This is a genomic window from Azospirillum tabaci, assembly GCF_014596085.1.
In the GTDB taxonomy this organism is placed as follows: domain Bacteria; phylum Pseudomonadota; class Alphaproteobacteria; order Azospirillales; family Azospirillaceae; genus Azospirillum; species Azospirillum tabaci.
In genome coordinates, this window is the sequence record NZ_JACCJY010000027.1 from 1 (window position 1) to 12,165 (window position 12,165).

Annotated in this window: 15 protein-coding genes; 6 read left to right on the forward strand and 9 right to left on the reverse strand. The window is 70.4% G+C overall.

What is annotated here, in order from left to right; translation table 11 throughout:
- Window positions 1-189: 189 nt before the first annotated feature.
- From H0B54_RS21825 to fliF, 7 genes are read right to left on the reverse strand one after another with little or no spacing between them, the layout of a single operon-like run.
- The gene (locus tag H0B54_RS21825) at window positions 190-819 is read right to left on the reverse strand and encodes a hypothetical protein (RefSeq protein ID WP_246472681.1); all 630 of its coding nucleotides are present in this window, start codon (window positions 817-819) and stop codon (window positions 190-192) included.
- Between the two features lie 11 nt (window positions 820-830).
- Window positions 831-1,859: a flagellar motor switch protein FliG gene (locus H0B54_RS21830; protein ID WP_094305797.1), complete on the reverse strand. Its 1,029-nt coding sequence runs from the start codon at window positions 1,857-1,859 to the stop codon at window positions 831-833.
- Between the two features lie 9 nt (window positions 1,860-1,868).
- Window positions 1,869-2,192 (reverse strand): hypothetical protein, encoded by a 324-nt coding sequence (locus H0B54_RS21835; RefSeq protein WP_246472682.1) that lies wholly within the window; start codon window positions 2,190-2,192, stop codon window positions 1,869-1,871.
- A 4-nt stretch (window positions 2,193-2,196) separates the two neighbouring features.
- Window positions 2,197-2,979 carry a flagellar type III secretion system pore protein FliP gene (gene fliP / locus H0B54_RS21840; protein ID WP_188262083.1) on the reverse strand — a complete coding sequence of 261 codons (783 nt, stop codon included), beginning with the start codon at window positions 2,977-2,979 and terminating at the stop codon, window positions 2,197-2,199.
- A gap of 43 nt (window positions 2,980-3,022) precedes the next feature.
- Window positions 3,023-3,364 (reverse strand): flagellar motor switch protein FliN, encoded by a 342-nt coding sequence (gene fliN, locus H0B54_RS21845; RefSeq protein ID WP_094305794.1) that lies wholly within the window; start codon window positions 3,362-3,364, stop codon window positions 3,023-3,025.
- Window positions 3,352-4,083: a FliH/SctL family protein gene (locus H0B54_RS21850; RefSeq protein WP_188262084.1), complete on the reverse strand. Its 732-nt coding sequence runs from the start codon at window positions 4,081-4,083 to the stop codon at window positions 3,352-3,354. The genes fliN and H0B54_RS21850 overlap by 13 nt, the downstream gene beginning before the upstream one ends.
- The gene (fliF, locus tag H0B54_RS21855) at window positions 4,083-5,783 is read right to left on the reverse strand and encodes a flagellar basal-body MS-ring/collar protein FliF (RefSeq protein ID WP_188262085.1); all 1,701 of its coding nucleotides are present in this window, start codon (window positions 5,781-5,783) and stop codon (window positions 4,083-4,085) included. Before fliF ends, H0B54_RS21850 begins: the two co-directional genes overlap by 1 nt.
- 238 nt (window positions 5,784-6,021) lie before the next feature.
- On the opposite strand from fliF, the gene H0B54_RS21860 reads away from it, so the two are divergent.
- From H0B54_RS21860 to H0B54_RS21885, 6 genes are read left to right on the forward strand one after another with little or no spacing between them, the layout of a single operon-like run.
- Window positions 6,022-6,471 carry a flagellar basal body-associated FliL family protein gene (locus H0B54_RS21860; RefSeq protein ID WP_244947804.1) on the forward strand — a complete coding sequence of 150 codons (450 nt, stop codon included), beginning with the start codon at window positions 6,022-6,024 and terminating at the stop codon, window positions 6,469-6,471.
- Between the two features lie 17 nt (window positions 6,472-6,488).
- Complete coding sequence (gene fliM / locus H0B54_RS21865) at window positions 6,489-7,607, forward strand: flagellar motor switch protein FliM (RefSeq protein ID WP_188262086.1); 1,119 nt, start codon at window positions 6,489-6,491, stop codon at window positions 7,605-7,607.
- Window positions 7,588-8,232, forward strand: coding sequence for a DUF6468 domain-containing protein (locus H0B54_RS21870; protein ID WP_188262087.1), 645 nt, complete (start codon window positions 7,588-7,590; stop codon window positions 8,230-8,232). Before fliM ends, H0B54_RS21870 begins: the two co-directional genes overlap by 20 nt.
- 3 nt (window positions 8,233-8,235) lie before the next feature.
- Entirely contained in the window at window positions 8,236-8,973 is a 738-nt protein-coding gene (locus H0B54_RS21875) for a MotE family protein (RefSeq protein WP_188262088.1), read from the forward strand.
- Between the two features lie 47 nt (window positions 8,974-9,020).
- Window positions 9,021-10,325, forward strand: coding sequence for a flagellar hook-length control protein FliK (locus tag H0B54_RS21880; RefSeq protein WP_188262089.1), 1,305 nt, complete (start codon window positions 9,021-9,023; stop codon window positions 10,323-10,325).
- 15 nt (window positions 10,326-10,340) lie between these two features.
- Window positions 10,341-10,991: a flagellar hook assembly protein FlgD gene (locus H0B54_RS21885; protein ID WP_188262090.1), complete on the forward strand. Its 651-nt coding sequence runs from the start codon at window positions 10,341-10,343 to the stop codon at window positions 10,989-10,991.
- Between the two features lie 74 nt (window positions 10,992-11,065).
- Here the strand turns inward: H0B54_RS21885 and H0B54_RS21890 are convergent, their stop codons facing one another.
- Together H0B54_RS21890 and H0B54_RS21895 are read right to left on the reverse strand one after the other, a co-directional pair.
- Window positions 11,066-11,686, reverse strand: a complete 621-nt coding sequence (locus H0B54_RS21890) for a NapC/NirT family cytochrome c (RefSeq protein WP_014200142.1) — start codon at window positions 11,684-11,686, stop codon at window positions 11,066-11,068.
- Window positions 11,683-12,165, reverse strand: a complete 483-nt coding sequence (locus H0B54_RS21895; protein WP_035682930.1) for a nitrate reductase cytochrome c-type subunit — start codon at window positions 12,163-12,165, stop codon at window positions 11,683-11,685. Before H0B54_RS21895 ends, H0B54_RS21890 begins: the two co-directional genes overlap by 4 nt.

Consider the following 12,165-nt stretch of genomic DNA (forward strand, 5'->3'; position numbering starts at 1 on the left):
ACCGGCGGCGCCCGCTACATCGAGACCGTCTACGGACGCGGCTACAAGTTCGAAGCCCCGCCCGAGCATGAGGACCCTGCCCCGGCCCTGCCGGCGCGCCGGGTGTTGCCGGGCTACGCGGCGTTCGGGCGCGGGGTTGGCGAGACGCGGCTGGCGGGGTGAGGGGGAAGGTGGGGGCCTGGCGCGCCCCTACCCCGACCAGTCCGCGCTGAGAGCCTCCTCTTCCAGGTCCAGCCAAGCCCCGGCCAGCGGCCCCACCGTCAGGTCGCCGCCCAGGCCCGCGTCGCCCATGGCGCCGGCGAATCCGTCCTGCATGTCGGCCAGCGCGGCGGAGGACAGGCCGCCGCCGGTCTGCAGCGTCACGTCGAACCGCCGCCCCTCCCCCGCCGCGACGAGTTGCACCGCCCCCAGCGCCGGCAGCCGCATCTGCAGGACCAGAGCGCTTCCCGTCTGGAGGTCCGCCCCGTCGGAAATGGCGCAGAGCAGACCGCGGCATCCGCCCGCCGCCGTGCCGTCCATCACCGGGATGCTCATCACCCGCCACTCCCGCCCGTCGGCGGTGCGGCGGTGGCGTGGCGCCAGCGCCATGTCGAGATCGTCCAGCAATGCACCGCCATCGAGCTGCTCCAGCAACCGGCAGCGCTTCGGCCCCAGCCACGCCCGCGCGCCGTTGGCGGTCGCCGCCAGGAAGAAGGCCAGACCGAGTCCGAAGGTGGAATCGCAGCGCGGCAGCCCGCCGCGCAGCTCCTGCGCCGCCCGCGGGTCCAGCGCCTCCACCACCGCCAGCAGATGGCCGACTTCGGCAACCGCGTCCGGCATGAGCATACCCATCAGTAAACGACGGCGTCCGATTCGTCCGATTGCGGAAGGACGATCGCCCCGTCGTCGGCCATGGCCTTGGCGACCTGCACGATCTCCGCCTGCGCCTCGTTCACATCGCGCATGCGCACCGGCCCCATGTTCTCGATCTCGTCCTGGAGGATCATGCGGGCGCGTTCGGACAGGACGGACAGGAAGTGGTCGCGCTGCAGCGCCTCCGCCCCCTTCAGCGCGATGGCGAGCTGGCCGGTGTCGCAGCGCCGGATCACCGCCTGCAGCGACACGCGGTCGAGCCGCAGCAGATCCTCGAAGGTGAACATGAGCTGGCGGATGCGGTGGGTCGAATCCGGCATCACCGCGTCCAGGTCGGTGAAGATCTCCGCCATGGTGTCGCGGTCGATGCGGTTGAAGATGTCGGCCATCCGCTCGTGCGTGTCGGCGCCGTGGGTGCGGGCGTAGTTGGCCATGAACTCGTTGTGCAAAATGGATTCGATGTCCAGCAGCACCTCGCGCTGCACGGATTCGATCTGGATCATCCGCTCGATCACCTCCAGCCGCAGCGCCGGGGCCAGCAGCGGCAGCACCTTGGCGGCGTGGTCGCTGCGCATGCGGGACAGGATGACCGCCGCCGTCTGCGGGTACTCACCCGCCAGATAGGTGGCGAGCACGCCCTCGTTCACGTTGGACATCTTCTCCCACATGGTGCGGCCGGCCGGGCCGCGGATCTCGCCCATGATCTCCGACACGCGGTCGTCGGGCAGGAAGCGGGACAGCATGCGCTCCGTGCTGTCGTAGGAGCCGACGACGGAACCGGTGTTGGCGAAGCGCTCCGTGAAGCTGCGCAGCAGCGCCTCGACGAGGTTGGAGGTGACGTTGCCCAGGCTGGCCATGGCGCGGCTGACCATGCGGATCTCGTCGTCGTCGAGCTTCTCCATCAGGCGGGAGCCGCGTTCCTCGCCCAGCGCCAGGAAGATCACCGCGGTCCTCTCCGACCCGCTCAGGCTCTTGAAATTGTCTCGGATCTTGATCGGCATGCCCATGCTGGCACCTCAGAAGAAGCGGTCGGCGGTCAGGGTGGGGTGGTCGGAGTCGTCATCCCGCTCCAGGGGGCGGTCGCCCTGCAGGCGGTCGTGACGGAAGACGTTCGCCAGGACGCTGCCGGCGACCAGCACCATGCGGTGCGGCACCAGCGGGTTCGGATCGAGCGCGTTCAGGAGGGTGACGACGGCCGTCTCGTCGTCCACCGTGACGCCGCGCCGCTTGGCGAAGGCGGTCACGCTGTCGGCCATCCCCGACGCCCCGGCGGGGGGTGCGGCGGGCGGCGCCGACAGGCCGGCGGAGGGAACGGCGGGCAGCAGCCGGGGCTCGGTCATCGCGTCAGGTTCCCCCATAGGAGCGGATCAGGCTGTTGGCGATCAGGAACCAGCCGTCGGTCAGCACGAAGAAGATGATCTTGAAGGGCAGCGCGATCATCACCGGCGGCAGCATCATCATGCCCATCGCCATCAGCACCGCCGCCACCACCATGTCGATCACCAGGAAGGGCAGGAAGATCAGGAAGCCGATCTCGAAGGCGCGGCGCAGTTCCGACAGCAGGAAGGCCGGGACCAGCACGCGCAGGTCGGCGGTGGCCGCCGTCTTCGGCTGCTCCGCCTCCGGCTTGCCGGAGAAGCCGGCGAAGGCCGACAGGTCCTTGTCCCGCACCTGGGAGGCCATGAAGTTGCGGAAGGGCTCGACCATCCGCTCCAGCCCCTGCTCCTGCGTCACCTGCTCGTTCAGCATGGGGCGCAGCCCGTCCTGCCACGCCGCGTCGAAGACCGGCCCCATGATGTGGAAGGTCAGGAACATGGCGAGGCTGATCAGCACCATGTTCGGCGGCGACTGCTGGAGCCCCAGCGCCGAGCGCAGAAGCGACAGCACGACGATGATCCGGGTGAAGGAGGTCGCCATGACCAGCAGGCCGGGCGCCACGCTGAGCACCGTCAGCAGGACGATGCCCTGGATGACGCGCCCGGACAGCGACCCGCTCTCCCCCGTGGCGCTGCCGAGCGCGCTGCCGATGGAGGACAGATCCAGCCCGCTGCCCTGCGCCCAGGCCGCCGCGGGAAGCAGCACGGCGAGGGCGAGAGCCAGGGCGGACGGAAGCAGGCGTCGAATCATGGCGGGAACCCAGTGGATGCGGTGCCGAGGGGTCAACGCCGGATCAATCGATGGCCAGATCGGTGCGCACGATCTCGGTCAGCGTGACGCCCAGCCGCTGGTCCTCCACGATCACCACCTCGCCACGGGCGACCAGACGGTGGTTCACCAGGACCTCCACCGGCTCGTCCACCTTGCGCTCCAGCTCCACCACGGCGCCGCGGCCGAGCTTCAGGAGCTGCGCCACCAGCATGCTGGTGCGGCCGAGCACGACCTGCACGTCCACCGGGACGTTGTAGATGGCGTTCATCGAGCCACCGGCGACCGCTGCGGCGGGGATGCCGGCGGCGTCCTTCTCGGCGGGCTTGGCGTCGTCTTCCAGGACGTCGAGGTTCAGTGGGGCCATGATGCGGTGCTTTCCGTGTCGGTGAAGAGGTCATGTTCGGTGGACAGGGCGGCCAGCGCGCGGTCGCACAGGCCGTCGACGGCGCGCTCCACCGCGGCGGGGTCGTAGCGCAGGCCCCCGGCTTCCCAGGCGGCGTCGAGCCCGCCGGGCGGCAGGGACGGGTCGGCGACGACCTCCAGCGCGCCCTTGAAGCCAAGGGAGTCCGGGTCGGCCAGCCGGGCGCGGACGGGCTCCGCCAGATCGGGATGGACACGCAGCCGCAATCGCGGCGACCCGCCGGCCAGCCGCAGGGCGTCCGCGGCGAGCCGTTCGGTCTCCGCCGCCCCAATCCGCTCCAGCAGCGCCGGGGCGAGGCGGCGGACGAGCGCCAGCATCACCGCCGACCCCTGCGCCTCCACCCCGCGCAGGGCGTCGGCGAAGCGGTCGTCCAGGGCGGCCAGCTGCTCGTCGAGGTGGGAAAGCGCCTGCGCCAGAGCGGCGTCGGTGCGCGCTGCGGCCTCCGCCGCGCCCTCGCGCCGGCCCTGCTCCACCCCCTCGGCGAAGGCGCGGACTTCGGCGCCGTAGACGGCGGCCTGGAGATGGCGTTCGGAATGGACGATCTCGTCGAGTGGGTCGGTGGGCTCCGGCTCTGGAGCAACGCCGAACTCCGCCGCCGCCTGCGCTGCGGCCTGGGCCGTGCTGTCGAAGCGCAGGTCGAAGCGGTAGCGCGGGTAGCCCATCAGACCGCCTCCTCGTAGAGCCAGGAGCGCAGGATGTCGATTGCCTCATCGGGATACTGGTCGACGATGTCGCCCAGCCGGCGGATGGAGGAGGCGCGCACGCGGCCCTCCACCGTGCGCAGCTCGATGAGTTGGTCCATCGTCTCCTCGATGCCCGGCAGGGCCGCGGTTACCGGCTCGCCCGCGTCGGTGAGCTGGGCCGCCTGCATGGCGGGATCGCCGCCCATGGCCGGACCGGTGAGCTGCGGCATCGCCGCTCCCGCGGCCAGCGCCGGGGCGGCGGCTTCCGCCGCCACCGGCTCCGGCGCCGGAAAGACGCGGCGGATCAGCGGGCGCAGCCCCAGCACGATCAGCAGCCCGCAGAGCACCAGCAGGATCACCCACTGGATCAGCGTCATCACGTTGCGGCTGAGCGTGTCGACGATCTCCGCCATCGGCTCGCGGGCGCCCAGTTCGGGGGCGAGGTTGACGAACTCCAGGTTGTCGACGGTGACCCGGTCGCCGCGCGCCTCGCTGAAGCCCATGGCGGAGCGCACCAGCTCGGTGATCCGCTGCAGCTCCTCGGGCGAGCGGGCCTCGTAGCTGCGCGTGCCGTCCTGCGCCGTCGCCCAGGTGCCGTTGACCAGCACGGCGACGCTGACCCGGCGGATGTCGCCCGGCTCGATCACCGTTTCGCGGGCGACGTTGGAAATCTCGTAATTGACCGTCTCCTCCTGGCGCTTGGAGTCGGAGGAGGAACGGTTGTTCTGGGACTGGGCGCGGACCTCGCGCTGCGGCAGGTTCTGCTCGGCGGTGACCGGCGGCTCGCCCGTGCTGTCCAGGCTGCGGTCCTGCTCCTGCACCGTCTGGGTGGAGCGGACGACCTGGCTGTTCGGGTCGAAGCTCTGGCTGCGCACGACCTCGCGCTTGGTTTCGACGTCGACAGCAACCTGAACGCGAACATTACCCTGCCCCAGCCGCGCCACCAGCATCTGCTCGATGGCGCGGGAGATGCGCGTCTCGTGCCCGGCGCGCAGCCCGTCCACCTTCGCCGAGGAGCGGGCGTCGCCGTCCTCCTCGGTCAGCAGCACCTCGCCGGAGGCGTCGAGCACGGTGACGGCGCTCGGCTTCAGATTGGGCACGGCGGCGGAGACGAGGTGGCGGATCGACAACGCCTGCCGCCGCTCCAGCGGCGCCCGCCCCCGCATGCGCACCACGATGGAGGCGGTCGGGGTGGGGGCGGCGCGCGAGAACTCCTCGCGGTCGGGAAGCACGATGTGGACGCGCGCCGCCTCGATGCCGGACAGCGTCTCGATGGTGCGGGCCAGTTCGCCTTCCATGGCGCGCAGCCGGTTCATCCGCTGCATGAAGCTGGTGATGCCCAGCGGCTTGTCGGTGTCGAACAGCTCGTAGCCGATGCCGCCGCGCGACGGCAGGCCCTTCTCGGCCAGCAGCATGCGCAGCCGCGGCACCTCGGCCTCCGGCACCTGGACGGCGGTGCCGTCGAAGGCGGCGGACACCGGCACGCCCATGGCCTCCACCGCCTTGACGATGCGCCCGGCCTCCGCCGGCTCCAGCCCGGTGTAGAGCGGCGTCATGTGCGGCCGCGACAGCAGAACCGCCATGGTGGCGACCGCCAGGACGATGCCGACACCCGTGCCGGCCAGCACCAGAAGGCGCGTGCGCCCAAGCGTCCGCAGATTGTCGATCAGTCCCGTCACGACACCCGCACCTTTAAAGTTTCCGAAAAGCGGGGACCGTAATGTTCACCCCGTGAGCCTTCACAACCTACCGGGATGACTTTTAAGCGGAGTAAAAGCCGCGAAGATTGACCGGAAGGAAGTCGCTAAAACTTGATCGTTTAAAACAGTATCTCAAATTTTCGGTATTTTGGAGGCGCCGGCCGCGATGAATACAGATGCTGGAAAGGCAAGGACGGGAACGCCGGGCCGGCAGCGGATGTACGTCATCGTGCTGCCGCTGGCCCGGCTGGCGATCGGCGCGGCCGCCCTGTGCGGCGTCGCCGCGGCCGGGTTCGGCGGCTACTGGATGGCCGTCGGGCCGGACGGGGTGGCGCGGCTCTTCGAAGGCACGCCCATCGCCGAGCCGGCCCAGGCGACGCTCGACATGCCGGAGCTGCTGGTGAACCTGCGCCCCGATACGCCGTCGCGCTTCATGAAGATCGGGGTGACGCTGGCGCTGGCGCCCAAGGACCGCGGGCGGGTGGAGCAGGCGATGCCCCATCTCGTCAACGCCCAGCAGGAGTTCCTGCGCAACATCGACCAGCACGACCTGCGCGGCTCCGCCGGTCTGCTGCGGCTGCGCGGGGAGTTGCGCCGCCGCTTCAACCTGATCCTCGGCCCGGACACGGTGTCCGACGTCCTGCTGCGCAGCCTTCTCACCCAATAGCCGACCCAGAGGAACGGATGAGCACTCCCATCGACACGGACGACGACGGCGAGCATGGCGGCGGCCATGGCGACGGTTCCGGGGACGATCTGGACTGGGGCCTGGACGGCGATTCCGGCGGGTCCGAGACCGCCACCCTGATGGCCGACACCAAGGAGCTGAGCCAGGAGGAAATCGACCGCCTGCTGAACTTCGCGGTCGGGCCGCAGACGGAATCCGCCGGGCAGACCCGCGCCATCGAGCGGCTGATCAGCACGACGACGGTCAACAAGGACCGGCTGCCGATGCTGGACGTGGTCTTCGACCGCATGGTCCGGCTGCTGAACACGTCGCTGCGCCAGTTCTCCTCGACCAGCGTGGAGGCCAGCCTGCTGCGCATCGACTGGCTGCGCTACAACGAGTTCCTCGACACCATCGAGCTTCCGGCCCTGGTCGGCGTCGCGCGGGCGGAGCAGTGGGACAACCACATCGTCGTGTCGGTCGACAGCGCACTGATCTACTGCATGATGGACGTGCTGCTGGGCGGACGGCGCAGCCGCGCCCGGCGCATCGACGGGCGCACCTACACCTCCATTGAGCGCAAGATCACCGAGCGGCTCATCCGGGTCATCCTCCAGGACCTCAGCCAGTCCTTCGACCCGATCACGCCCATCGACTTCACCTTCGACCGGCTGGAGACGAACCCGCAATTTGCCACCATCACCCGCGCCACCAACGCGGTGATCCGCGTGCGCATCGCGGTGGAGGTGGAGCGCCGCGTCGGCCACGCCGAGGTGGTCATCCCCTACGCCACGCTGGAGCCGGTGCGCGGCAAGCTCGTGCAGACCTTCATGGGCGAGAAGTTCGGCCACGACACGGTGTGGGAAAGCCACCTGAAGGCCGAGCTGATGCGGGCCAAGCTGGACCTCGTCGCGGTGCTGCAGCAGACGCAGGTCTCGCTGGGCGAGGTGCTGAACTGGGAAAAGGGCACCTCGCTGAAGCTGCGCATCGACCCCGACGCGCCGGTGGTGCTGCAAAGCAAGACCACCCCCCTCTTCGCCGGCCACATGGGCCAGCGCAACGGCAACATCTCCGTCAAGATCGACACCGACCTGGAGACCAAGCAGGAGCTGATCGATGGTCTCATTCCTCATTGACGCCGTTCTGGCGATCATGCTCGTCACCGCCACGGTGTTCCTGGTGATCGTCAACAAGCGGCTGAAGGTGATGCGCTCCAGCCAGGCCGAGATCGGCGCGCTGATCGGCACCTTCTCCAAGACCATCGACGAGACGGAGGCCTCGGTGCAGCGGCTGGTCGCCGCCGCGACGGAGGCCTCGGCCAAGCTGTCCGACGGACTCGACCGCGCCAAGGGCGTGACCGAGGAGGCGGCCCTGGTGCTCGGCTCCTGCGAGCGGGCGTCCAAGCGCATCGAGGCGTCGGTGCAGGAGGCCCGCGCCCTGGTCCGCCGGCTGGAGGACGGCCCGGCGCCGCGCCCGCGGCCCCGCCCGGTCCCGCCGCTCGCCACCGTCACGGATCCGGTGCCCGCCCCCGCGAACGCCGCTCCCACGCCGGACATCGACGCGCCTGATGACGAGGACGGCTTCCGCCCGATGCGCGTCGCCGCGCTGGCCGGAGCCGCCGCACGCCCGGCGGAGGAGCCGCCGCACGCCCCGGAGGCCGCCACTGAGACCGCCGAGTCTGCCGTGGAAACCGGAGGCGCGCGGCAGCAGGCCGCCAACGCCTTCTACGCCCGGCTGCGGGCCATCGGACCGGAGCGCTGAGCCATGCTGCGCGTACTTCCCATCACGCTGGTGGCGATCCTGATGGTGCTGCCGCTCAAGCTCGGCTCGCTGATGGAAGGGCTTCCGGTGGTCGCCCAGCAGTTCGACCGCGAGTTCGGCAAGCATGAGCGCCCCTGGGCCAAGGATCTGAAGGGCGGCGCGGAGTCCTCCTCCGGGGAAACCCCGGCTGCCCCGACGCCCGCCCCGGCAGGCCCGGCGATGGCGGCGCTGCCGATGACGCCGGCGGCCCCGCCCGCGGACGCCGCCCTGCCCGCGGCGAGCTGCACCGACCCGGCCCTGCGCGCCGCCATCGCGGAGCAGAAGGCCGACGTGACCGCCCGCACCCGCCATCTCGGCGAGGCGGAAGCGGTGCTGGCCGCCGCCGAGACCCGTGCGACCGCCCAGATCCAGAAGCTGAGCGCCATCAAGCGCGACGTGGAAGCGCTGATGCAGCAGCGCTCCAACCTCCAGCAGGAGGATCTGAAGCGCATGGTGACGATCTACGAGACGATGAAGCCGCGCGACGCCGCGCGCATCTTCAACGACCTGGAAACCGACATCATCATCGACGTGCTGGACCGCATGGCCGAGCGCCGCTCCGCCCCCATCATCGCGGAGCTGGAGGATGCCAAGGCGCGCGAGGTCACCCGCCTCGTCCTGCAACGGCGCGCCCTGCCCGGCGACCGCCCGCCGCCGCCCGCCCCGCTGCCCGTCCGCCTGATGCAGACGCCGACGAACTGAACCCGGCCCCGGCTGCCAGACACGCGGTTCTCTCACCAAGAGACATCATGCCCAGCCTTCCCGACGTCATCGCCGCCCCGCCGCCCCGCCCCACTCGTCCCGCGGAGGGAACGGCGGCGCCGTCTCCCGGCGCGCCGGGCGAGCGCGAGGCGCCCGGCACGCCCTTCGCCGACCTGCTGGACGACGCGGCGGGGCAAGGCGACGCCAATGCGGACGGTGAGCAAGCGGACTCCTCCGCCCAGACCGGTGGCGCGCCGGCCGGCGCCGACGCCGCCCTGGCGGCGCTCCTGCCGCTGTTGACCGCTCCGCCGCCCGCCACAGCGCCGGGCATCGCGGCGGACGGGGCCTTGCCGGAGTCCGTGCCTTCGACCAGCGGCATGCCCGTGGTGCCACCCGTCACGGCTCCCCCGGCGGAAACCGCCGCAGCACCCCAGCCGCCGGTTCCAGCCCAACCCGGTCCGCCGCAACCGGCCGCGTCGCTGCCCACGGCGCCCACCGCCGCGGCGCCCCCGGACGCCAAGCCGGACGGGACGCCACCGCAGGCCGTATCCGACTCCGCGGCACCCGCCGTCCCGTCCATTCCTCTGCCGGCTTCCGGCCCCAAACCGGACTCGGCCCCGCTGTTCCAAACCAAGGATCCCGCGACGCCCGCCAAGGGCGACGCGACGCAGGCTCCCTCCCCCCAGCTTCAGCAGGCGATGGCCCAGGCGGGCGGCAACGCCGCGTCCAACGGCGGCACCGGCCAGAATCCGGGCCAGGGACAGGGGCAAGGCCGCGGCAACCCTCCCGGACCGGAAGCCTTGTCGGCGCTCTCGTCAACGACCGACCCCGTCGGCGCGGCGCCGCTGCCCTCCGCCCTCGCCCCGCCGGCGGCGCACGCGGCGGCCCATTACGCGGCGCATCCCGGCGAGAGCGCCGCGGCGCGGCTGCCCGCCGCCCAGGTGGCGGGCCAGCTGGTGCGCGTCGTCGAGGCGGGCGGCGGCGAGTTCCACATCGACCTGAAGCCGGAGGAGCTTGGCCCCGTCCGCGTCGTCGCCGAGCTGAGCGGTGCCCGCGTCGCCCTGCATGTCCAGGCCGAAAGCCCGGAGACGCTGGCCCTGCTGCGCCGGGACATCCATCATCTGGAGCGCGCCCTGTCCGACGCCGGGTTCGAGCTGGACGGCGGCACCCTGAACTTCTCGCTGCGCGGCGACGGCGAGCCGCGCGGCTTCGCCTTCTCCGGCCAGGGCGACGGGACGGGCGGACGCCAGGACGGCCCCGGACGGGCGATCCGCCTCGCCGAATCCTCCGGCGCCCTGCCACCCGAACGCGCCGCCCGCCCCATCGACGGCCTCGTCGACATCTCCGTCTAGCCGCAAGGACCCGCCATGACCACGACCGCGGCCACCAACACGGCCACCACACCTCCCTCCGCCGCCGCGAAGAAGCAGACGGTGGATTACGAAGCGTTCCTGAAGCTGCTGACCGCGCAGCTGCGCAACCAGGACCCGCTGTCGCCCATGGACGCCACCCAGTTCATGACACAGCTCGCCCAGCTCTCCACCGTGGAGCAGGGCGTGCGGACGAACGAGACGCTGGGGCAGGTGCTGGACACGCTGAAGAACAGCGGCATGCGGCTGGACATGGCTTATCTGGGCCGCAAGGTGGAGGCTGCCTCGGACCGCATCAGCCTGTCGGAGGGCAAGGCGGAAATGGCCTACGCCATCGACGGCGCCGCCGCGTCGGTGAAGATCGAGGTGGTGAACGACGCCGGGCAGGTGATCTACAGCGCCCCCGGCAGTTCGAAGACCGGCCGGCAGACCTTCACCTGGGACGGCAAGCGCAGCGACGGCGCCACCGCCGCGGACGGCACCTACCTCGTGCGCGTGACGGCGAAGGACAAGGCGGGCAAGTCCCTGACCACCGCCACTGTGACGACCGACACGGTGAAGGAGGTGCGCAGTGTCAACGGCGAGACGGAGTTCGTCCTGAAGGGCGGTGCCGTCGTGAAGGGCACGGACATCCTGTCCGCGTCGTAAAATCCGTCTTCAACAAACGAAAAGCCCCTTCTTCCGGTCTTGGAAGAAGGGGCTTTTCGTTGTGAACCGACGTTTCACTTCGCCGACACGGTTCCGGTCCAGCCGGGCTCGACGCCCTTCATGTCGGGAAGCCGGTGGGCGATGCCCTTGTGGCAGTCGATGCAGGTCCGCTCGCCGGTGAACAGGTAGGTCTCGTGCATCTTGGCCGCCCGCGGGTTCTGGCGGGTGATGTCCATGGATTCCGCGCTGTGGCAGTTGCGGCATTCCAGGGAGTTGTTGGATTTCAGCCGGTCCCATTCGTGGGTGGCCAGCTCCAACCGCTTGTCGAGGAACTTCTCGCGGGTGTCGATGGTGCCGAAGATCTTGCCCCAGACCTCCTTCGACGCCTGCATCTTGCGGCCGATCTTGTGCGTCCAGTCGTGCGGGACGTGGCAGTCCGGGCAAGTGGCGCGCACGCCGGAGCGGTTGGTGAAGTGGATGGTCTGTTTCAGCTCCTCATAGGGGTTGTTCTTCATCTCGTGGCAGGAGATGCAGAAGGCCTCCTTGTTGGTGACCTCCAGGGCGGTGTTGAAGCCGCCCCAGAACATCACGCCGGCTAGGAAGCCGCCCAGCGTCAGGAAGCCCAGGCTGAAATGCACGCTGGGCCGCGAGAAGACGCGCCAGAAGCGTCCGGCGAAGCTCAGAAGGCCCTTCATTTGGCGCCTTCCTTTCCACCGGCCAGAATGCTGTCGATATCGCGGAAGCGGTTGCCGGTGATCGGCTGGGCGTCGGTCTGCGGCACGTGGCACTGCGTGCAGAAGTAGCGCCGCGGGCTGACCGCGCCCAGCGTCTGGCCGTCGCGATCCTGGAAGTGGGTGACCGAGATCATCGGGGCCTGAGAGCCCTCGGTGTTCTTGCGGTCATGGCAGGTCATGCACTTGTTGATGTTCAGGTCGATTTGGTAGTCGCGGATCGCGTGCGGGATCAGCGGCGGCTGGTCGGCGTAGTTCCGCGCCCGCTTGTGATCGTCGGTGATCTCCTTCGCCATCGGGTCGGCGGGGATCTCCTGGGTGATCGGGTGCGGGCCGGAGGGAACCTTCGCAGGGGCGGCCCCGTCCGCGGCGAACACGCCGGACACCAGGAGCGGCATGGCCGCGGCCAGCGCGAGGGCGGCAAAGGTGATGCGGGTCTTCAT